General features: G+C 44.2%; 20 protein-coding genes. 13 read left to right on the top strand and 7 right to left on the bottom strand.

Annotated features, from left to right (window positions below; all coding sequences use genetic code 11):
* Positions 1–25: 25 nt before the first annotated feature.
* Positions 26–3,121, bottom strand: coding sequence for a PAS domain S-box protein (locus tag K6T91_01290; protein MCL6471438.1), 3,096 nt, complete (start codon positions 3,119–3,121; stop codon positions 26–28).
* Between the two features lie 468 nt (positions 3,122–3,589).
* On the opposite strand from K6T91_01290, the gene K6T91_01285 reads away from it, so the two are divergent.
* Entirely contained in the window at positions 3,590–3,751 is a 162-nt protein-coding gene (locus K6T91_01285; protein MCL6471437.1) for a hypothetical protein, read from the top strand.
* Positions 3,752–4,000: 249 nt separating this feature from the next.
* On the opposite strand, the gene K6T91_01280 is transcribed toward K6T91_01285, so the two are convergent.
* On the bottom strand, positions 4,001–5,986 hold the full coding sequence (locus tag K6T91_01280; protein ID MCL6471436.1) for a SpoIIE family protein phosphatase: 1,986 nt from the start codon (positions 5,984–5,986) through the stop codon (positions 4,001–4,003).
* 238 nt (positions 5,987–6,224) lie between these two features.
* Complete coding sequence (locus K6T91_01275; protein ID MCL6471435.1) at positions 6,225–7,136, bottom strand: 4Fe-4S binding protein; 912 nt, start codon at positions 7,134–7,136, stop codon at positions 6,225–6,227.
* A 99-nt stretch (positions 7,137–7,235) separates the two neighbouring features.
* Between K6T91_01275 and K6T91_01270 the strand changes: the two genes are divergently transcribed.
* From K6T91_01270 to K6T91_01255, 4 genes are all read left to right on the top strand, one after another.
* Positions 7,236–7,694, top strand: a complete 459-nt coding sequence (locus tag K6T91_01270) for a hypothetical protein (protein ID MCL6471434.1) — start codon at positions 7,236–7,238, stop codon at positions 7,692–7,694.
* A 257-nt stretch (positions 7,695–7,951) separates the two neighbouring features.
* On the top strand, positions 7,952–8,947 hold the full coding sequence (locus K6T91_01265; GenBank protein MCL6471433.1) for an NAD-dependent epimerase/dehydratase family protein: 996 nt from the start codon (positions 7,952–7,954) through the stop codon (positions 8,945–8,947).
* A gap of 274 nt (positions 8,948–9,221) precedes the next feature.
* On the top strand, positions 9,222–11,009 hold the full coding sequence (locus tag K6T91_01260) for a DUF255 domain-containing protein (GenBank protein ID MCL6471432.1): 1,788 nt from the start codon (positions 9,222–9,224) through the stop codon (positions 11,007–11,009).
* A 227-nt stretch (positions 11,010–11,236) separates the two neighbouring features.
* Positions 11,237–12,238 carry a carbohydrate kinase family protein gene (locus tag K6T91_01255; protein MCL6471431.1) on the top strand — a complete coding sequence of 334 codons (1,002 nt, stop codon included), beginning with the start codon at positions 11,237–11,239 and terminating at the stop codon, positions 12,236–12,238.
* Here the strand turns inward: K6T91_01255 and K6T91_01250 are convergent.
* Complete coding sequence (locus K6T91_01250; protein MCL6471430.1) at positions 12,218–12,514, bottom strand: EscU/YscU/HrcU family type III secretion system export apparatus switch protein; 297 nt, start codon at positions 12,512–12,514, stop codon at positions 12,218–12,220. The two genes, K6T91_01255 and K6T91_01250, sit on opposite strands and share 21 nt — an antisense overlap.
* 2 nt (positions 12,515–12,516) lie before the next feature.
* Positions 12,517–13,704, bottom strand: coding sequence for a hypothetical protein (locus K6T91_01245; GenBank protein MCL6471429.1), 1,188 nt, complete (start codon positions 13,702–13,704; stop codon positions 12,517–12,519).
* Between the two features lie 189 nt (positions 13,705–13,893).
* Between K6T91_01245 and K6T91_01240 the strand changes: the two genes are divergently transcribed.
* The 4 genes from K6T91_01240 (at position 13,894) to K6T91_01225 (ending at position 15,886) form a co-directional block, all read left to right on the top strand.
* Positions 13,894–14,079, top strand: a complete 186-nt coding sequence (locus K6T91_01240; protein ID MCL6471428.1) for a hypothetical protein — start codon at positions 13,894–13,896, stop codon at positions 14,077–14,079.
* 240 nt (positions 14,080–14,319) lie between these two features.
* Positions 14,320–15,225, top strand: a complete 906-nt coding sequence (gene dapA, locus K6T91_01235; protein MCL6471427.1) for a 4-hydroxy-tetrahydrodipicolinate synthase — start codon at positions 14,320–14,322, stop codon at positions 15,223–15,225.
* A 184-nt stretch (positions 15,226–15,409) separates the two neighbouring features.
* Positions 15,410–15,544 carry a redoxin domain-containing protein gene (locus tag K6T91_01230; GenBank protein MCL6471426.1) on the top strand — a complete coding sequence of 45 codons (135 nt, stop codon included), beginning with the start codon at positions 15,410–15,412 and terminating at the stop codon, positions 15,542–15,544.
* An 18-nt stretch (positions 15,545–15,562) separates the two neighbouring features.
* A complete protein-coding gene (locus tag K6T91_01225) occupies positions 15,563–15,886 on the top strand; it encodes a redoxin domain-containing protein (protein MCL6471425.1) in 324 nt (107 codons plus the stop codon).
* Between the two features lie 117 nt (positions 15,887–16,003).
* On the opposite strand, the gene K6T91_01220 is transcribed toward K6T91_01225, so the two are convergent.
* Positions 16,004–16,456, bottom strand: a complete 453-nt coding sequence (locus K6T91_01220; GenBank protein MCL6471424.1) for a rhodanese-like domain-containing protein — start codon at positions 16,454–16,456, stop codon at positions 16,004–16,006.
* Between the two features lie 442 nt (positions 16,457–16,898).
* Between K6T91_01220 and K6T91_01215 the strand changes: the two genes are divergently transcribed.
* The 4 genes from K6T91_01215 (at position 16,899) to K6T91_01200 (ending at position 19,959) form a co-directional block, all read left to right on the top strand.
* Positions 16,899–17,342, top strand: a complete 444-nt coding sequence (locus K6T91_01215) for an RrF2 family transcriptional regulator (protein ID MCL6471423.1) — start codon at positions 16,899–16,901, stop codon at positions 17,340–17,342.
* Between the two features lie 2 nt (positions 17,343–17,344).
* Positions 17,345–17,794 (top strand): DUF4418 family protein, encoded by a 450-nt coding sequence (locus K6T91_01210; GenBank protein ID MCL6471422.1) that lies wholly within the window; start codon positions 17,345–17,347, stop codon positions 17,792–17,794.
* Between the two features lie 73 nt (positions 17,795–17,867).
* Positions 17,868–18,956, top strand: a complete 1,089-nt coding sequence (locus tag K6T91_01205; GenBank protein ID MCL6471421.1) for a glycosyltransferase — start codon at positions 17,868–17,870, stop codon at positions 18,954–18,956.
* Positions 18,871–19,959, top strand: coding sequence for a radical SAM protein (locus K6T91_01200; GenBank protein MCL6471420.1), 1,089 nt, complete (start codon positions 18,871–18,873; stop codon positions 19,957–19,959). The genes K6T91_01205 and K6T91_01200 overlap by 86 nt, the downstream gene beginning before the upstream one ends.
* A 224-nt stretch (positions 19,960–20,183) precedes the next feature.
* Here the strand turns inward: K6T91_01200 and K6T91_01195 are convergent, their stop codons facing one another.
* Entirely contained in the window at positions 20,184–21,257 is a 1,074-nt protein-coding gene (locus K6T91_01195; protein ID MCL6471419.1) for a DUF362 domain-containing protein, read from the bottom strand.
* Positions 21,258–21,278 lie beyond the last annotated feature (21 nt).

Raw genomic sequence — 21,278 nt, 5'->3', positions numbered from 1 at the left:
TAAGAAACACCTCAGTCTTACTGGTTTATTTTTGGTTTGGCTTTGAGCCCAAAGAAACTACAAGGATAGCTATATCATCCGATAAAACGCCGCCGGTAAATTTCATAACCTCGTTAAAAATAACCCCTGGCATTTCTTCTGGTGTTACTTTTTTGAGTTGCCCTACGAAATTTACTAACCGTTCCTCACCAAAGAACGAGGCATTGCTTCTTGCCTCAATGACACCATCGGTATAAAGGACCAGCATATCGCCCTCACTTATACTTGCCTTGCCGCTTCTATAATGGAGTCCTGGAAACGCCCCTATAATAGGAGAGTGCTTTAACAGTAATTCTGCGCTAGAGGTTGCCCTTTTAATGATCGCAGGAGGATGCCCAGCCGAGCAGTAGACAAAATTTCCGGTATCTGTATCAAGAACACCAAAAAAGACAGTAGCAAAATCTGCCGGTGGGCTAAATTTAGACACCAAGTCATTCGTCTTTGCCATAATAAGCGCAGGCGTACCGTCCTCAAAGGCATGTGCCTTAATGGTATTTTTTACTAGGGAAGTCAATGTTGCAGCTCCTAGGCCTTTACCGGATACATCACCAATTACTATGCCTACTTTTCCGTGCTCCACCTCAAAGATATCGAAGAAATCGCCGCCTACTCTTGTAGCTTCAGTTGCCGAACGGTAGAGATGACCAAACCTTATCCCTTCTACTTGAGCCGGCATAACAAGAAGCGCTTCCTGCAAAGTATCTGCAATGTTTCGCTCAACTTCATAAAGGTGGGCATTTTCAAGGGCAAGTGAGACAGACGCTGCAAGTTTACTAGCAAAATCAACCGCTTCATCGGTAAATTCGGTGACCCTTGAGTGATAGTTGAATAATATAGCACCAATAACATTCTCCCTAACTATCAAAGGGATTACCAGAACTGAGCGAATTCCATACCTTCGCTGGATATCAGGATTTACCCTTGGGTCGTTATATGCATCATTTATAACCACTGGCCTTCTAGTTTTGGCCGCTAAAACAACATGCGGAACCTCTCTAGCGGTAAAGCGAGCTCCGGTTTTTTCGGGTGGAAATTTATAGGCATATCTTGATACCCAGTATTCACCTTCGCGCAGCATTATTCCGGCAGTTTCAGAGCCAATGGCCTCAGCGGCCTCAACGACAATCCTTTGCATGATCTTATGGGGATCAAGCGTTGAAGTCATTGCCGCATTAATATTATTTAAGGCCTCACTTAACTCTCTTGCTCTTTTGCGCTGCGTTATGTCCTGAAATGCAGTAACAGCTCCAACAATTTTCCTTTTTTTTACAATGGGAGTAGATACATAAGCGACCGGAATCGTCGTTCCGTCCTTGCGAGTAAAAACATCTTCTTCCGTACGATAAGCTCTACCCTCTCTCGTAACCCTAAGAACAGGGCACTCTTCAACTGGAATACGCGTGCCAGCCAATCCATGATGATGGATTACTTCGTGTATGTTCTTGCCGAGAAGTTCTTTCTCGGACCAGCCTAAAATTCGCTCTGCTTCCGGATTCATAAAAGTAAGGCACCCGTTTTCATCCAACACATAAACGCCCTCGCCTAATACTGATGTGATGCCTCGCAATTTTTGTTCGCTTTCTTTAAGTCTTTCTTCCGCTGCCCTGCGTACTGAAATATCCCGAGCAACGCTTACAATTACCTTTTCACCTTTGTGCTCGATGACCTGCGCGTGAATCTCTACAGGCATAATCGAACCATCCTTCTTAAGATGGGCAGCTTCAAATATGGCACTTCCGGTTTGCAGTAATTTATCAATTCTTGGTTTCTCCAATTTTACGTACTCAGGAGCATCAATTTTATCAAGAGGAAGCGAGAGCAGCTCTTCCTTCGTATAACCTCTGTCTTTGTAAGCTGCTTCATTGACATAGATCATTCTCCCATCTGGAGTAAGAACAAACACCGAGTCTATAACGCTATCAAGAAGCATAGATTTGAATTGTAATTCCTCCTCTACTTTTTTGCGCTCGCTGATGTCTTCAATCATACCAAGCCCATAAAGCGGGTTTCCCCTCTCGTCCCTGATAATAGAAGCTGTTAGAAGAATCCAGAAAACCTCCCCATTTTTCCTTACGTATCGCTTCTCGATTTGAAAATATGGTATCTCGCCCGCGATTAGCTTCTTGGCAAGGTTCACATCTTTATCAACGTCTTCAGGATAGGTAATATCGATAAAAGTCATGTTTTGAAGTTCTTGCTCAGTATATCCAAGCATCTGGCATAGCCTGGCATTAACTTTAATAAACTTGTAATCCAAAGTGTTTAGAGCTATGCCGAGCGGACCTTCTTCGAATATTTTGCGAAACCGCTCCTCGCTCTCTTTAAGACCCCTCTCTGTATCCTTGCGCTTGGAGATATCAGAAAAGTAGCCTGAAAGACCATATTTATAGGGATAGACATGCACTTCGAACCATTTGTTTAGTGGAGAATAGAACTCTTCAAAAGATGCAGGGGTCATCTCTTCTTTTGATTTTTTAAACTCGTTGTAAAATTTAGTGCCAACCGCTTCCGGAAACACTTCCCAGATATTCCGATATAGAAGCTCTTCCTTTCTTTTCCCAAGTAGCAATTCTGCATTATGGTTTACATATGTAAACCGCCAATCATTATCTAAAGCAAAAAACCCATCGCTTATGCTCTCTAGAATATCAAGCACTTTCTTCCTTGATTCCCTAACCTCGTCTACTGCCAGCTTGAGACCCGTAATATCGATAAGCGATAATACTACCGATTCTACTTTCCCCTGCTTATCGATAAAAGGCGTCGCATTTACTGAAACTATTGCTTGCGCACCATCCGGCTTTTCAAATACGTACTCGACCCCGTAGATGGCCCTGCCAGTGCTGATGACCCGGCGGAAAGGTCGCTCCTCTTCTGGAAATGGTTTGCCTTTAAATGTCATGATGCGCCAGATACGATTTGGGAACTCCCTACCGAGAAGGTCGGCAAGACCAATCCCAAGTAAATCCTGTGCCTTAGGGTTGGCAAAAACAACGGTCCCTTCTCTGTCTAATATAACAATCCCTTCAGCAACGACCTCTATTATCTTGTAAAGCTCTTCTTTTAACTGTTCTTGCTCCAAAATAAACCTGTCCCATTCATATAGTTTTTTAAAATTTACCCAATTCCACTATTTTCATAGAAGTTTAACAGGCCACATACTGCCAGCCTGTAATTTCAACAAGGGTTTTTAGCTTTCGATAGCAAAATGGGCTAAGCTTGGCATCAAAAAGATAAGTATCTCCAGAAAAGTAAGGCTTAAGTATAAAAAGAAGGCAGCACCAGAAACAGAGGTGGTTTAAACGGCGGCAGCGATTCAGGGCCAGTGGTGAGGCTACCATTAGTCTGCGCAAAGTCTGCCTAAGAAAAAATACGCCCATAAAAAAACTTGGCTTATAGGAGTCATGCTGGAGCAAAGATATGGGTTGTATGGCCAATTTTGGCATTCAACTTCAAGAAGTTATCGACTTTGACAGGTTAATGAATAAACCAGATAGAACCATTCAAATAGTACGGACGTGGGTATAGGAAACAACAGGGGGTGAGATATATGATGCATCATGAAGAGTATAGAGAAGAACATGAAGCACATCGGCATCCTGCTATTGAAGATAGGTTGGATGAGGCAAACAAAAAGCTCGATCAGGTAATGGACCTGCTGAAGAAATTAATGGACGAAGTAAAATCGCTGTCCGAAAAGAAAGCGGCTTAATAATTACCGGATAAGTTAGTCCATATCCGGTAATCCAAGCTCTTCTAGCAACTACTTTACCTATCGCATGTTCGCCATCGACAGGGCATATTAAGACTCTAGATAATATATTATTTATGCTAACTCTGCTAGTGATTGTATCAGTCTTATCGCTTAAATGTACCTTATATTAACCGTTATATAAGTTCCCATAGAACTTATGTGCAGCCTTGCAACCTATCCCAAACATAAAGCTAATAAGGCCATCTTTCATATACCTACTGCTAAAATCGCAACATCGTCGGTAAGCCTGCCTCCGGTGAAATCCATCACTGCCCTAAATACAATATCAGGTAACTCCCTAGCCGATACATCCCTCAACCCACCAATGAAATCAATAAGCCGTTTCTCTGTAAATAGTTCATGGTCACGTCGTGCCTCAATCAAGCCATCAGTGTACAAGAACAAAATGTCGTGCCTCGCTAATTTTGTAGCGCTGTCGGTATATTTCATTCCTGCAAATGCCCCTATAACTGGCGAGTGCTCAGCCAGCACATCCGTGCCGTTTTCTGCTCTTTTAACTATAGCTGCAGGGTGCCCTGCACTACAATAAATCAGAACATGATTTGATAAATTAAGAATGCCAAGAAAAACAGTCACAAAATAACCGGGTGAGAATACCCTCATAATTAGTTCATTGGTTTTTGATAGAACCGCAGCGGGTGAGCTGTTTTCAAAGGCATATGCCTTAATGGCATTCTTAACCACCGATGTGAGCACCGCAGCCTCTACACCTTTACCGGCAATGTCACCTATCACTACGCCAACCCTTCCATGTTCCAGTTCAAAAATATCGTAAAAATCTCCACCGACCTGAGCAGCCTCTGTTGCCGAGTGATAAGTGTAACCAAAATCAACACCGGCTACATGCTCCGGCATCACAAGAAGCGATTTCTGTAGCGTATCTGCTATCCTATGCTGTTCTCTGTAAAGACGGGCGTTTTCCAGAGCAAGCGAAACCGACGCTGCCAGCCTTGCGATGAAATTTATATGCGTCGAATTTAAAATAGTCGGCCCTTTTTGGAATACAAAACCCAACATGCCGATAACATTGTCTTGAATTATCAAAGGTGCAGCTATAAACGCCCTTATGCCGTGTGCTTCCATAAGTGCGCGGTCAACGCGTTCATCCGTGTAAGCATCGCTTATTATCACCGGTTTTTTGGCCTGGGCGGCAAGTGTAGTAATTGGGACTTGCTCATCGGTATATCGAGTCCCGATTAGCTCTTGTGGCAGCCCATGCGCATATCTTAATACCCAGTATTTATCCTCTCTCAGGTACACGTGTGCCTGGTCGCATCCTAAAACCTCTGTGGATTGAGCAATAGCCCTCTGCATCCTTTCGTCGATATATAGTATCGAGTGTATAATCATATCGATACGGTTAAGGGCATCGCTGAACTTTGCCTGCCTACTCTCAGTGATATCCTCAATAGCGAGAAGAATCAAAGACGGGCGGTTCTCTCTTTTTATCTGCCTTGCGTTGAGTAACATGATTCTTGGGCCTATTGTTGAAAAATCGTGGGCGACCTCAAAATCGCTAAACTGGGTATTTCGAGAAATGATGGACTCAAGCAGCTCCTTTAATTTAGGAATATCCCATTGTCTGTTGCCAAGTTCGTAGATAAGGCGGCCTTTTGTCTCTTCCTCGGTAACCTTAAATGTTTTATAAAACGACTGATTTGCCGTAACAACCCTTAAGTCGGCATCTAAGACTAAAAGAGGTTCTCGGATAGTCTGGATTATGCTCTCCGCATAATCGCGCTCTTCTTTTAATCGTTGCTCTGATTCACCATATTCGGTAATGTCACTGATTGTTAAAACCACACCTGATATAGGTCCGCCATTTATAAAACATGGAGAAGCATTAATCGATACAATTATGCGGCTGCCATCCGGTTTCTCAATAACCTGCCTAATATCATATACAGGCTTTCTTTCTTTTATAACACGTGCAAAAGGATGGTCATCTCTTGATAAAGGCTTGCCATCTAGAGTTGTAGCTTTCCATGGTGGATTCAAATAGCTTCGACCGATGATTTGATCGCAAGGGACGCCAAGTAGTCTTTCTGCTGCTTTATTAGCATAAGCAAATAAACCATCTTTGTCCTGTACGATAATAGCAACAGGCAAGATCTCGATTATATTTTCAGTACTGAGTTGAAGCTTCTCATCCCGTAGTTTCTTTTTTGACATTGCTCCCCGTTTTTCTTGTGCATACCCCAAACGAGACGCTTGCAAACCGGGTGACAGGCACCGGGTAAATCCATGACCGGCAGAAACCCCGTCGGTATTATAAAAAAGTATGCGCTTGCAAATCTAGCCTTTAAGAAAAAACGGTTGTAGCCTCAGAGAGCTACAACCCATTTCTTTTTCTCCCTAGGCAGGAAGATAAGGTTTGGATCTAAACATGCGCATACGAGCCGTCTAAAGCCTATGGTAAAATCAGCGGTTTCGTTTTCGTAGCATCCTCCTGAAGCGAGATCGACTCGGTCGGACAAGTTGTGGCGCAAACGCCACAGCCTTTGCATTTTTCTGTATTTATCTCGACCAAATCGCCAACTGTGATTGCGCCAAAATGGCAGACATTTTCACACTCACCGCATAGCGTGCATTTATCATGGTCAACCCAGGCGATATACCCAGATGAGGCAATTATTTCAAAACCATGCGATAAAGCCCGAAATCCCATGCAGCAGCATGAGCAGCAATTGCAAATAGCGTACAGCCTATTCCCCAGGGCATCCTTAAACCATGCCGTGTGTACGCGACCTCTGTCGCGCTCCTGCTTAAGTAGCTCAAGGGCTTCTTCCACCCCCACCCTACGGGCGTTATGTTTCTTGTGTTCAATGAGAAAATCAGCAAAAGGTTCACCCAAATAAAAACATACGTCTATCGGATGACACGGATTTTCTGAGACTTGCCTGCAAGCGCAATCAGTAACCACAATATGGTCTGAATTTTTCAGGATAATATCTCTCGCCTTCTCAAAAGGCAGAACCTGTTCCGAATTTCTTACCTCAATCGGCGAATTGATATCGATAATGCGCTTGGCAGTGTCGTCCGTGATTACCTTGGAATGGTGCGTTTGCATAAGCCTGTTCCCCGCACGCCGGTAGAGCTGACCAGGAAGAATATAGGGTCGTTCAAGCACATACTTAACCAAGCCTACATATTTAGAGGTCCATTTCAGATAAACATAACTATGAATAAAATCCCAGATGCGGTGACCATGAAAGCGTGCGAGCCTTATTGTGCTTTTCTTGTGGTTCAGAAACAGCCGGCCCCCGATAAGTGCCACTGCCAGTAAAAATATAGCCCCCATGCGCCTTCGTTTTGTTCCCATAAGGTTAGGTTACCACTTTTTCCCTAAACTAGCGTCCTGATTTTGCCGAAAATACATAATAAACCAAAATAAGTCCGTTTTAAGGAGTTGGTAGGCTAGATGCCTTTTCTGATCCTGCTTAGTGCGATCATTGGCACAGTAGTTTCACTTCTCTATTACCCGAGCTCACCTATCTATATATTCCATAACGTGATACTTGAAGAAGTTTGGCTTTGGTCGAAATACTCAGCGTTTTTAGCTGCCCTTCTTTTTATTTTTACATTGCTGGCATTTGACAACGATATAAAAGGTCGCGATGTTGCAAGAAGCCTTTCGGCCTTTGTAATGGTTCTTCAAGGCATCCTAAATCTGCCGCCGGCCATCTCATACGCAATATTCCTTCGCGGCTCCATGTATACAGAATTAACAGCAAGAGGAGGCACGATCTTTATATCCTACAAATGGCTTCTCCTGCATATCGCGGTCATCGTAGTCTCCTGGGCTACTGCCGTCTACCTTGCTTTACGCAAGAAAAAACAAGAGTTTGACGAAACTTTCAACCTGCCTGATGCAGCTTAGCTATCCATCAACATCTAAAATTGCATAAAAGCATTTTTTAATCTAATAATCCTATATTCTAGCTGCAATATTACACAGAAACACTATACTCTGCTTTTGTAGCTCTTTGTAGCTTTTTTGTAGCTTTTTGTAGCTTCTGTATTTGAAAAGCGCTCTACATCAAAGTAGATAAAAATGTTTTTGGGTATTAACTTAAGGATAGAAATTGCCAATCAAATGTGCGGGCAAGCGATTATGATTATCAGTACGGAGATGTCATGAAAATACTCGTAACTGGTGCTGGTGGCGATATCGGCTCCCAACTAGTACCTTCTTTTATCAAGCAAGGCCATAAAGTTAGGGCTCTGGTCAAAACCCCAGAAGAAGCAAACAGAATAAGACAACCCGGACTTGAAATATTTATGGCCGATATCACCGACCCTGCTACCCTTAGCGGTGCCGCTTTAAATATCGACGTAGCGTATCACCTAGCCGCAGCCCTTTTTGTCACCAGACCAGAAGAAACGCTCCGTGAGATTAACTATGGGGGTACGATTAACATAGCCAACGAGTGTATCGACAAGGGAGTTAAGAGGTTTGTCTTCCCCAGTACCCCTCTAGTCCTGGGTCCGCACACCAGGCCAGAAAAGCCACTAAGCCCAGAAGATGCAATTATCGAGCCAACATCCTATCACGCGCTTTATAAAAAGCTAGCGGAACAGCACCTGCTTGTTTTAAGCAAACATGAACAGCTCCCTGTTACAATTCTTCGCCTTGGTACCGTCTATGGGCCAGACATAAGGTTTATTAAAACATTAAAAACATTCATGAAGCGCGGCCTATACCGCATACCGGGAAAAGGCGACTACATAATGAGCACAGTTCACATCGATGACGTGATTCAAGGTATGAACCTGGTATTAGAAAACGAGGAGGCGGCCGGACAAATATATAATATCGCCGATGATAGGCCGGTTGAGTTCAAAGAGTTCGTCTTTGAACTGGCGGACCTTCTGGATGTACCGAGACCTGGATTTGCCCCAATGTGGCTCTACAGAATGTTTGCGTCTCTTGACACCTTATGGGCAGAAATAACCAAAACGGCTCCTCTCATAACTAACGATGTCCTCACTTTTAGTACATCAAGCTTTGCAGCAGACAATAACAAAGCTAAAGAGCAGCTCGGCTTCAGACCAAAATATCCGACAATCTACGAAGGTCTTCCCACCTGCGTTAAGCCGCCCAGTATACAGAAACGGCAGGCTGCAGCGTAAGAAAATCCGAGATGCAAAGACGCGAATGTACCAGGGTCAGAGAGTAACGTGAGGATAAACAACAGAATTTCACCCCACATAGCTCTAACGGGAAAGGAATTATTATTTAGCATCAACTTCGGCTTTTTAAACTTCGCTACTTTTAGACTTCAGCACTTTAAAAGGCCTGAGGCTGTTTGAACGATTTAACGCGCGGCCAACGGGGTATGAGAAAGTATCATCATGATGATTGGAGCAGAATATGCAATTGCCAAAGCCTCAATCTAGGGGTCAGTTGCCAAAGTTTCGGTTTTCCCCAAACCCAAATAGAGCCAGCGACATAAAATGGCGCGAGTGGTCAGTTGAAGCCTTTGAGCAGGCTAAAGAACAAAAGAAGCCCGTACTTCTTGCAATATCAGCAGTCTGGTGCCATTGGTGCCATATCATGGATGAAACCTCTTACTCCGACGAAAGAATAATCCGACTTATCAACGATGCGTACATCCCTATAAGGGTGGAAGCAGATCAGCGGCCGGATATACAAAGCCGGTACCTGCTTGGCGGCTGGCCAACCACCGCAATCCTCACTGACATGGGTGAGTTAATAACCGGTGGTACCTATATCCCGCCGGGCCAGTTAAGAAGACTTCTTGAGAGAACTGCCGAGTATTATTCTAACCACTATGACCAGCTACAGAAGGAATCAGCGGCAAGACGTGAACAAATCACCGCACTCCAATCAAGGCAGACCATAGTACATTATGAGGTTAACCGCCGTATTGTTAATGATATTATAGGCAACTTGCACCGGTCTTTCGATTCAAAATACGGTGGATTTGGCAACGCTCCAAAATTCCCTAACCCACCGGCTATCGAACTATTGCTGCGACGGGCCTTTCTCGAGAATAATTCCACCCTTCTTGAAATGGCTATCATCACGCTTGACCATATGGCCGAGGGCGGGCTTTTCGATAAAGTATGGGGTGGATTCTTCCGCTATTCTACTGAGCGCGACTGGAGTAGTCCCCATTATGAAAAGTTGCTTGCAAACAATGCTGAGCTCATCATAAGTTACCTGCATGGCTATCAGGTCTCTGACTTTATAAGATATCGAGATATCGCAGAAAAAACGCTTGAGTTTGTAGATAGCTTTTTTGCAGATAAGCAAAACGGGGGCTTTTTTGGAAGTCAGGATGCGGACGAGCAATTCTACAAATTAACTACTGCTGAGGAGAGATTAAAAAGCAAAATACCCTACATCGACCCCATTATTTACGTTGATGCGAATGCCCTCATGGTTTCAGCATACATAGAAGCTTATAAAATTCTTGGAAAGGCAGATTATCTTGACTTTGCGAAAAAGACAATTGAGTTTTTGATCAAGAAATGTTATTCAAAAGACAAAGGTATGGCACATTATTTTGATGTGGAGCCGCACTATCTCGGATGGCTCTCAGATCAGGCAAATATGCTCGGTTGCCTGATCGATACCTATAATGTAACCGGAGATTGGTATTATCTCGATATTGCAAAAAATATTGCAGCCATCTGCGAAAAATGGTTCCTGGCCTCAGATGGCACCTTCTACGATAGAGGACAAAGCGGCGAGCCCGATTTAGGCGCTCTATTTATAAAGAACAAACCGCTTTATGAAAACTCAATGATGGCCCGTCAACTATACCGATTGGCATACGTCAACGGTGAGAACAGATACGAAAAGATGGCTGAGCAGATTCTTGCAAACATTGAGATCGGCCCATTATCTCCATCTCCTGAGCTATCTTACTATGGGCTCGCTGTCGATGAGATATTAACCCAACCCGTTATCCTTACAATAGTCGGAACCAAAGACGAGGCCGGTACCCGTGCACTTTTAAAGGAAGCTTGGAGGCAATACGTCCCGGGCAAAGAGATCAAACTGCTTGAACCGATAAGGGATTACGAGATTCTGGAGAAAAGCGGTTTTCCACCAGACCGTCACCCGACCATGTATCCCTGTATCGGCAGGATGTGTCTGCCCCCGGTAGATACGCCTCACGAGTTTAAGGCTATCCTGGAGGACCTTCCGGGTCGGCCAAAATAAGCTTTAAACCGGCTATTTGCCAGCCGATAGTATATACTATTACTAATTGAAAATTGAAAGCGTTAGATTGAAGTGCAGTATGGCCCTTTAGCTTTTATGTATAGGCAAGATTTTTTAGACCGCCAATGGGCAAGGATAAAGCCATGCTTGCATTTATTCTGCGCTACATTTCAATCTTCAATTTGCTTTTTTAATTTTCAATTTTTATCTCTGTAGGAGCATATTTTATGTTCGATGTCATAACCATAGGAAGCGCAAGCAGGGATATCTTTTTTATAACAAACCGAGGAATAATCATCCCCGACCCTGCGAGCATTGAGGGGAAACTGCTCGCATTCTATTTAGGCGCAAAAATCTCCATTGAGACTGCACACACAAGCAGCGGAGGCGGCGCATGCAACGCTGCCACGGCATTTGCCCGCCTTGGACTTAAAGTTGCCCCTTACATGAACGTGGGAAACGATGAGTTTGGTGAACAAATAATCCTGGAGCTTGTGCGTGAAGGAGCAGATACCGAATTTATTTGGGTAGATGATAGGCTTAAGACAGGCATTGGGCTTGTTCTCATACCTGAAGGAGTAGGTGACAGAACCATCCTCTTTTATTCAGGGGCAAATCGTGACCTTACAATCCGCGATTGGAATAAAATAGCTGAAACTTCCTGGATTTATCTGGGGCCAGTTACCAGGCAAAAACCTAAACTGCCTAAGCAGATAGTCGATTTTGCATACAGTAAATCGATAAAGATAGCTAACAACGCCGGTATAGGCCAGATCGAACGGGGCTACGAGTATATGGCCCCTATACTTGAAAAACTCGATGTGTTTATAGTCAACCGGACAGAGGCCACTCTACTACTGAGATCAAAAAGCCCGGATATAAAGATCAAAGAAGATCGGCAGCTTGCTGTCGAGCTCGCAAAACTTGGGCCAGACATAGTTGTGGTTACCTGCGGAAAAGACGGAAGCTATGCAACCGACGGCGGCGAAGTCTACTATCAGGAAGCGATCAAAACAGAAGTCGCCGATGCTACCGGAGCCGGCGATGCTTACGGGTCTACATTTGTTGCCTCCCTTATTATGGGCTACGATATAAAAACCGCCATGTATATGGCTGCCATCAACTCTGCTTCGGTGGTGAGCCAAATCGGGGCTCACCCTGGCCTTTTGCGCTTGGATGAGATAAGAAAAAAGGTTATTCAGAGAGGCTCAAGAACGATTAATCTTTGATACGCGACCGTCTAGAGTGTATATAAACGCAAGCACTTCAGCAACTACACTATATAGCTCCTCAGGTATTTGCCTGCCCAAATCAACAACACTTAACGCCTCAACAAGCGCGGGGTCTTCATAAAGGTCAATCCCCTTTTCTTTCGCAAGGTCGATTATGCGTGTGGCAACATATCCCGAGCCTTTTGCGACAAGTCTTGGCACACTATCCTTTGCTGGGTCGTACGCGAGTGCGGCTGCTTTTTTCTTTTTGATATCTTTTGAGTCCTTTTCCATACCTAAGCCCTGAGATCTATTCCTTCTAACTTTAAGCCTACTTTCTCTTCAATCAAGCTACTCGGCGTGTCTTTTTTTATCTCGGCCGCTTTAAAGCGGCCGACCTTGTACCCCATATCTTCAAAAGAGCACTTCAGATCTTTGAAAAGGTCTTTGGCTTCTTTTATTCCCAACACGTTTTCGGTTGTAATCGAGAAACTGATACTTCTCTCAATTACCTCAAGCCATGCCCGCGTCTTGCCTAAAGATGGCATGTCAAGCGCAAAGGCAACGCTATACGACGAGCGGCCCAACCTCTTTTTCCCGCCTGGCCTGTCTGCGTAGATTCTGATATCTGCCGTTCTTACCTCATCTCCCAACCTTACAGGCAAGGGTAAGTAAATGAAATTCCTCGCCTGTGATTCATTGGGTAAATTTAAAACCGTCGTTGAACTAAGTAAATCAAGTAGCTTCTCTACTGCGGCTTTCATAGCAGAGAGTGAGCCATCGGATGCAAACTGTTCATGACCCTGCAGCAGTGCATGCGATTGCAGAAGCCCAGCCTTGATATTTTTTATATTAGACCCGACATTAGGCCCAGAACCTTCGAGATACTCAAGCAGCCTCGCTTCATGACTTATCGCCTCGGCGAATGCCTTTAAGGCGGTTACGATTGCCTGCTTATCCTCAAGCCTGGCAGTAAGCCCATCTATTTCATTTAGTAAGCCGCTTAAGTCTATCTCTCCACTGGAACTTGCATTACTGGCTAAAGAGGCGATGAGGCTTTTAAGCTCTGCAAACTCTTTTCCGATGCTGATTTTCGTTTCCTTGAGAATACTAACCAGATTTTGAAAGTCGTCCGCTTTTATGCCTATCCGGCTCAATAGATACTTGATTAACTCATCCTTTGTATGTCTGGGTATAGCCTGAACTAGCCCCTGGTCTGTTAAATGTTTAAGTACGATTCTCTCCGGGTTTACCTCGACTATCCGAAACGAGACCTGCTCTCCCGGGTTCAGAGATACATTTGTCGAAGCCGATATCCGGGCACCTCCAATATTTAGGATAGTGCTGTCCTGAGAAACCGCAACAACCCTGGCCTGGATTATATCGCCTGCCTTAAGCGATATTTGACCATCGCCAAAGCTTGATAACGCCTTTACAAAGACTAACCCTTTGCCTCCCGATAGGCTTATCTCTCCCGTTTCCATGGTTCTCCTAATCGGATATATGCTGATTATTCTGTCTTGCGGCAACTTAGCCACATTATAACTAAGTATCGGCCTTCTTAGCGATATTTATAATCACTGCTCGGGCAGTTATTAACCACTAATCCAAGCTGGCATAACTAGAAATCCCCTAGCTTTGCATGATATTCCATAATATGGTAATATTAGATTATGCTTGATTCAGATAACTGGGCCGATTCCCAACACGAGAAATTAGAACGTATACGAACCCTGTTAAACGAGCTTGCCGACAACCATGCCAGGATGCAGCAGCTACTTCGAGATGCATTCATAAAAGTCCAGGCAGAGCGAGGCATTGAGGAAATTGAAACCTTCCTCAGAAATAGCGATAGCTAAGCTCTCCGGATACCGGATAGTATCTCCGCATACTAATCTCCAGCCTTTAGGCTTATCCTGCACCCATAATAGAAAAGCACTTTATCTTTATCTTTATCCTTATCTTCACATGATCCCTGCTTCACCAACCAAGAATTATTCTTTTTAACCGTTTTTTTACATAAAAATCCGATATTGCTTGACGCATTTACCCACTTAAAGGGTAAAATTGAAAGACATACGCAGCGAGGAGGAGTTAAGATGAGCCAGAAGCAATGGGATCTGAGGGGATGCTTAATTCCCGTTATCACACCTTTTACCGATGATTTTAAAGTTGATGAAGCAGGTCTTCGCATACTTATAGACTACTTGATTGACGAGCAGGCTGCTGCTGCAATCATACCATGCGGCACTACCGGCGAATCCCCCACCCTATCACACGAAGAACACTTGGATGTAATAAAAATAACTGTTGACGCAGTCGGCGGCAGAGTACCGGTCATAGCCGGTACTGGGTCTAACTCAACCGCCGAAGCAATTTATATGACAAAAGCAGCCGCCGATATGGGTGTTCAGGGCACTTTACAGGTTGGACCCTACTATAATAAACCGAGCCAGGACGGAATACTAAAACATTTTGAGGAAATTGCAAAAGCGGTTGATTTGCCGATTATCGTCTATAATATACCCGGACGAACCGGAAGAAATATCGAGCCGGATACGATAATCAAGCTATCAGATATCGATAGCATTGTCGGGGTAAAAGATGCCGCCGGTGACATAACACAGACTATGAAGATCATCAAAGGCACGCATGCAAAAAATTTCCACGTATATGCAGGTGAAGATGCTCTTACCTTTTCGCTGTTATGCCTGGGTGGGCACGGTGCGGTAGCGGCTGTCGGCCACGTGATTGGCAAAGAGGTTGACCAGATGGTGAGGTTGGTTGGTGCAGGCGATATCGACGCAGCCCGAAATATACACTATAAAACCATCGAGCTTGTAAATGCCCTCTTTGTCGAGCCAAATCCAGTTCCTGTAAAACAGGCTTTGGCCTGGATGGGGCTTCCTGCCGGTCCAGTAAGGCTTCCGCTCGTCGGTATGACCGATAAGGGCAAGCAAGTCTTGCAAAAAGCCCTTCTTGATCTTGGGAAGATAAGTCAATAATAGCCTCCAGTTTTTGGTTCTCGGTTTTGGTTCTCGATTTTATTAAAATACCATGAGCTAAAGCTCATGGTATTTTTCTTCGCCCCAGCGGCTTTTACGGGGCATTTGAGTTTTGCAATACTTTGATAGCTGATTGCCTCTTGCGGGAATATTTCACTTAACTCTATGAAACGGAGGATGAAATATGGCTCTTAAAATTGGCGAATTAGCCCCGGATTTTGTGCTGCCAGATCAAAATGGCGAGCAATTCCGCTTTGCAGACCTGCGTGGAACTAACGTAGTTCTACTATTTTACACTCATGATTTCTCTCCTGTCTGAACAAGCGAGCTGCTGCGTGTGCGGGAGATGCTTCCTGACATACACCAGCTCAACGCCCAGGTCGTGGGTATAAGTGCAGACAGCGAGTGGTCGCACAAGGCTTTTGCCGAACAACTTGGGATAGACTTTCCTTTGCTTTCCGATTGGTTTGGAAACGTCGGAAGGCTTTACGATGCCTGGAGTGAGGAAAAACAGCGTGAAAAAAGAGTGGTCTATGTTGTTGACTCGGCAGGCGTTATTTCTTACGAGCATGTTTACGCAGACGAAGAAGCGCCTGATTTCGAACCTGTAATCGATGTCTTAAGACGGCTACAAGAACAGGAGGAGAAACTCGCCGGGTAAATCAATGAAGGCAAGAAGCGTGGGTGCCGCACCGAAGTCTTGATGTGCCAAAGTGCCAATGCCTTTTATGTATTAGGCTTTGGCACCCTGGAACATTGGCACTTCAAGACTTCTTACTTATTTCTCAATCTCGTAAGTCCACTCGCTTATGCCATTTGTAAGGTTATATACTTTATATCCAGCTTGCGCCAAAACTTCTGACGGGCCTACACTTCTAGAACCAACGCCGCAATAGACTAAAACAGGCCTTGATTTATCGATCTCACCCATCCGTGACGTGAACTCGCCTACCGGTATGAGCTTTGCACCCGGAATATGCCCGCTGGCGTATTCGTACGGTTCTCTGACATCGATGATCTGAAGGGTCTTGTCGCTGTCTATTAGCTGTTTTGCCTGAGCTGCATTAACGTTTTGATAACTTGCCTGAGACTGCATCGGCTGTGATTGAATATACCCCGACTGCGTATCAGTTTGGCCCTGGGTAGCTACCTGACCCGAAGAACATCCTACCGCCAGCAAAATAGATACTGCGACCATGCCAAATGTAAGCACCCTCTTTAAACTGAACAATTTAATGACCTCCTAAAAATCGTTAATAATGTTAAAATATCATACCCCCATGGGTAAGTAAATTACTGCAAGTATTATAACATGCAGAGGCATCCTCATGGCTGTACTTAGGCAAAATTATTTAAACTACCGCATAAATTGAGATATGGGCAACCATTTAAACCAATATCCCTAATATATGCCAAAGGGCTTGACCATTAATACTATATAACATATAGTAATACTAGGAATTCTTGGCGTATTCCACATACTGCCTACCTGTTATCGGCCAAGGCATAGTCATAGTAATAACATAGTAATAGAAATCAAAATAAACTGAGGCTTTTACTGCCCCAGCAAAAACTATCGGCAAATGTGCATGATATTACGTCTGCAGGAGGCATGGATAGTAATTTAACAATAGATCAGGGCACTTTCGTATTTTTAGGGGTGCAATGGCTAAATGAAGCTCACTACAAAGAGCCGTTACGGGACAAGGGCGATGCTTGATATCGCCTTAAACTGCGAGAAAGGCCCGGTCTCTTTAAAAGATTTGGCACAAAGGCAGGGAATATCAGTAAAATACCTGGAACAAATAATTCCAGCATTAAAAGCAGCGGGTTTTATTATCAGTATTCGCGGACCTAGTGGTGGATATATTCTTGCAAAAAGCGCAAGCAAAATTAAGATTCTAGACTTAATACAGGCACTCGAGGGATCTGTATCCCCATCGGATTGTATCGATACGCCTATGCTATGTCCTCGAGTAGATGAGTGTGCCACCTATGATGTGTGGAAGGAAGTTCGAGAGGCAATAGATAAAATACTCGGCTCTTGGACACTAGCAGATCTGGCGGCACTTCAAAAGAAAAAGGCAAAGAAAACCAATGGGAGAAAGCGAGGTTAATTATGGTGAATTCAAAAGTGTGGAGTTTGGTTGGAGGGGTAAGTATTGCAATCGGCATTATTATTGCGCTGACGCCGTTTAATTTGGCCCACGTTTGTCCAGGGGCGATGGAGCTAAAAAACGGTATGTCAACCCCTATGAAATGCCACTGGATGGCGGTCGTCGAAGTGTTTCTTGGGCTACTAATAGCTTTTAACGGTCTTTTAGTTCTCTTCGCCAAAAACGGCTGGCAAAACCTTTCGCTTATGCTTGGTATGCTGGGAATTGCTGTCATCATTATGCCTACTGACTTAGGACTTGGCGTCTGCATGAATCCTATGATGGCCTGCCATACCACAAAAGCGGTTTTAACCGCCTCTGGTGCAGTACTGATCGCGACCGTATTAGCCGGCTGGCTGGCAAGTAGAAAAACATCAAGAATACCGTTAGGAGCATCGCAAAGCTCGATTTAACCACGGTGCAAAATACACTGCACCGTAAGATTTTACAGGATATTTTACAGGACAAGATGGAGCTCGCTTATTAATGGAAAAGTCTATATCGGTTATTATCCCGAACCATAATAAAGGCACGGCTTTGGAAAAGTGCCTCGAGGCGGTGTTCGCTTCAAAATACGAAAACTATGAAGTAATAGTTGTTGATGACTGCTCAACAGATAACTCGCTAGAAATAGCGGCGAGATTCCCCTGCAAAGTCATAGGGCTGAGCGAACATTCGGGCGCCGCTCGGGCACGAAATATCGGTGCAGGCAACAGCAACGGGGAGATACTTTTTTTTATTGACTCGGATTGTCTGCTGCAGGAGAACACATTATCTGCGGTCAATCAATCTATGGCACAACATAGCGGACTTTTAACAGTAATTGGCGGCACTTATACCAGGCTACCGTTTGATAGGACTTTTTTCAGCACTTTTCAGTCTATATTCGTAAACTACTTTGAGACCAAGAACAATGAGCCGGATTACATTGCAACTCATGCAATGGCTATATATGCCAGCCTTTTTAAGGTAATCGGGGGATTTGAAGAGCACTTTTTACCCATACTGGAGGATGTTGAATTTAGCCATCGGCTGCGCAGAAGCGGCTGCAGGCTGGTTATGGATGCGGATATACTCGTCCAGCATGTGTTTAACTTCTCCCTCCTTAAATCACTTCGTAACGCCTTGAAAAAATCAATGTACTGGATAATGTATTCTATAAGAAATAGGGATTTGCTTGCGGACTCAGGCACGGCCTCTATTGAGCTGAAAATCAATGGAGCGCTATATATTATATGCCTGATCGCCGCAAGCCTCAGCCTCTTATTCTGGAATCCGGTATTCCTGGTATTAGCGGCTACGTCTTTGATTACCAACTTACTGATAAATAGAGGATTGTTAGCGGCATTTTACAAAACCGGCGGGTTATTGTTCGCCTTGATGGCATCCCTTTACTATGCGACTCTTTATCCTGCAGCAATATGGGCTGGAACAAGCGCCGGTTTTGTAAAGTACGTCTGGGCTTTAAAAACGCAAGGGAGTTTATTGAATGTACTCACCGCTACGCTACGCAGGACATATCCTCTGGAAGAGGAGACCTATCCAGCTCACATTCTTCGTTACCAAAAGATGTAACGCAAAGTGCCCGTTTTGCTTTTATTTACAAGAGCCGGATACCCAGGCGGACCAAGCTACCGAAATATCGCTACAAGAAGTCGAGAAATTGGCTCCCTCCCTTGGGAAACTTCTATGGCTTGCCTTCTCGGGTGGCGAGCCTTACCTAAGGGAAGACATCATTGAGCTAAGCAGGATCTTCTATAAACGCAACAAGCCATCCATAATCCTCTACTCTACAAACGGTCTTGCTACGCAGCTAATCAGAGATCGAACCGAGGCAATATTGAGAAGCTGCCCGAATAGCACAGTAGTCACCAAACTTTCACTAGACGGACTATACGACAAACATGACGCTTTGCGGGGTATTCCCGGAAGCTTTGATAAAGTAATGAACACATATGAGGCATTGAGCGAGCTTCAGGAGAAATACTCAAACTTTGAACTTGGTATCAACACCGTTTTTTGCACGGCAAACCAAAACCATATCGGCGATATATTTAATTTTGTTAAAGGATTGAAAAACGTCCGAACCCACACGCTCTCGATGGTAAGAGGTGCTAGAGGCATTCTCAAGACCAAAGATTTAAAAAATATAGATCTAGATAGATACCATGAGGCAATCAAAACCATGGAAGAAGACCTTAAAAAACAACTGGCCAAGAGTTATCGCTTCCTTGGGTCCAGAATCAAATCTGCCCAAGATATCCTGCAGAGGCGCCTTATCTATAGGACACTTCTTGAGGATAGGCGTATGCTCCCATGCTACGCCGGGCAACTCAACATTGTCCTGACAGAGTCAGGTGATGTTTACCCTTGTGAGCTCTTGAACCGTAAATTTGGAAACATAAAAGATCACGATTACAATATTCGCAAGCTACTAAAATCAGGCGAGGCAAAAGCAATCGTTCAAGAGATTAAAAGCAGTAAGTGCCACTGTTCGCATGAGTGCTATTTCATCACAAACATCCTCTTTAACCCCAGAACCTACCCGATGCTTGCGAAGGAGTATTTGCAGCTGTAAAATTTTGGGGTAGGTTTTAAAGGCCTTGTAATCTTTCAAAAATCCGACCGAAACATAGATGTCTACTGCTACAGAAGAAAATGCAGCCCTTCGTATGCCCTTAACGATAGATAACATCTTTGATGCCTCAAGCGAATCCACTGCTGGTAACTATCACGATATTTGCCAGCACATAGTGCTTAATCACAGCAATAAAGACGGTGTAAGCCCTCTAAACCCTCTTCTTATTCGTACCTATCAAATAATTTACCCCATTCGGTTTTAGAAAACTTCTTTATACGAGATTTGCCAATGGTCGGATACCAGAATACGTCATGATAAACATTTGATGCAAACGGAGCCCAGACAACCAAAGGGGAATGAAGTAGAATTTTCTCAAAAGGCCTTAAGTAGCCTTTTCTTATCATCTGATCTCCCCAGATGACAAAGCTTTTCTTGGTCTTAAAACCAAAGTTTACGCCTTCGATATCTTCGCCAACTATCTCGATTTCCTTAGGGTCTCCCATGCCAAGGCCCATTTCTGTTGCCATACGGATATAGGGAATACTCATTGGGTCAAACCCCATCATCTTAGCAGCGATAGAATCAATTGCAACTGAATCAGCGCTGGCCAAGATATAGTTCTTAACTTTAGGAAACATCGTTCTTGGACCAGCACCATCACCACAGACGGTGCCATCCATGACGGCAAATATCGCTGGGTGAAGTTCTTTTTGTATGAGCATGAGGTCGACTAAAACTTCGTGCATGTACTTGTGGGCGTAGTGCCGAACTTCCTTTAGCAAGCCTCCAAATGAGTTCTTGATTGCCCCGGTCGTAACCGAATGGCCGTGCGTCTTTACCGTCGGCAGATGTAGCACATCTTTCCCGATAAACATCTCGGGGATCTGTATCCCTTCCGGGAAAATATCATTTAGCTTGAGAAGTTTGCTCTTGAAGTGATAAACCTGCCATTTAACATCAGGAAGTGGGGTGAACTTTAGACCGTATCTTTTTATAATCGGCATCCACTTGTTGTTGACCGCACCCTCAACAGGCTTTGTCACGACTGTCTTATTTTCTACAGGGTGAAGGCGGCTTTTCTTATACCCGTCTTCTATCAAAGTTTTGATAGCGCCCTCAACCTGCCAGGGCTGAGAGGAGCAAGCCGGGAAATACTTTGTCCAAGAGAGATTTAGCTTAATTAAGGTCTCCCTCTCTTTGGATAAGTACCTTTGATACTCGGCCAGATGCATGAGTTTTTTATAGTCCTCTAAAACAGTTTGTGGCTTCGTCTTTAAAACTGCTACTTTCGACAAAATAGACCTCCTGGTCAAATT

It is taken from the genome of Bacillota bacterium, from assembly GCA_023511485.1.
In the GTDB taxonomy this organism is placed as follows: domain Bacteria; phylum Actinomycetota; class Aquicultoria; order Aquicultorales; family Aquicultoraceae; genus CADDYS01.
Note: the sequence above shows the minus strand (reverse complement) of the source record. Positions and strands in the feature narration are given on the sequence as shown.

Excerpts from the sequence above, each read along its gene's own strand:
- K6T91_01215 (MCL6471423.1), top strand. The coding sequence starts at position 16,899 with ATGAAGCTCACTACAAAGAGCCGTTACGGGACAAGGGCGATGCTTGAT.
- K6T91_01210 (MCL6471422.1), top strand. The coding sequence starts at position 17,345 with ATGGTGAATTCAAAAGTGTGGAGTTTGGTTGGAGGGGTAAGTATTGCA.
- K6T91_01275 (MCL6471435.1), bottom strand. The coding sequence starts at position 7,136 with ATGGGAACAAAACGAAGGCGCATGGGGGCTATATTTTTACTGGCAGTG.
- dapA (MCL6471427.1), top strand. The coding sequence starts at position 14,320 with ATGAGCCAGAAGCAATGGGATCTGAGGGGATGCTTAATTCCCGTTATC.
- K6T91_01285 (MCL6471437.1), top strand. The coding sequence starts at position 3,590 with ATGATGCATCATGAAGAGTATAGAGAAGAACATGAAGCACATCGGCAT.
- K6T91_01230 (MCL6471426.1), top strand. The coding sequence starts at position 15,410 with ATGGCTCTTAAAATTGGCGAATTAGCCCCGGATTTTGTGCTGCCAGAT.
- K6T91_01250 (MCL6471430.1), bottom strand. The coding sequence starts at position 12,514 with ATGGAAAAGGACTCAAAAGATATCAAAAAGAAAAAAGCAGCCGCACTC.
- K6T91_01205 (MCL6471421.1), top strand. The coding sequence starts at position 17,868 with ATGGAAAAGTCTATATCGGTTATTATCCCGAACCATAATAAAGGCACG.
- K6T91_01280 (MCL6471436.1), bottom strand. The coding sequence starts at position 5,986 with ATGTCAAAAAAGAAACTACGGGATGAGAAGCTTCAACTCAGTACTGAA.
- K6T91_01240 (MCL6471428.1), top strand. The coding sequence starts at position 13,894 with ATGCTTGATTCAGATAACTGGGCCGATTCCCAACACGAGAAATTAGAA.
- K6T91_01270 (MCL6471434.1), top strand. The coding sequence starts at position 7,236 with ATGCCTTTTCTGATCCTGCTTAGTGCGATCATTGGCACAGTAGTTTCA.
- K6T91_01200 (MCL6471420.1), top strand. The coding sequence starts at position 18,871 with ATGTACTCACCGCTACGCTACGCAGGACATATCCTCTGGAAGAGGAGA.
- K6T91_01245 (MCL6471429.1), bottom strand. The coding sequence starts at position 13,704 with ATGGAAACGGGAGAGATAAGCCTATCGGGAGGCAAAGGGTTAGTCTTT.
- K6T91_01265 (MCL6471433.1), top strand. The coding sequence starts at position 7,952 with ATGAAAATACTCGTAACTGGTGCTGGTGGCGATATCGGCTCCCAACTA.
- K6T91_01255 (MCL6471431.1), top strand. The coding sequence starts at position 11,237 with ATGTTCGATGTCATAACCATAGGAAGCGCAAGCAGGGATATCTTTTTT.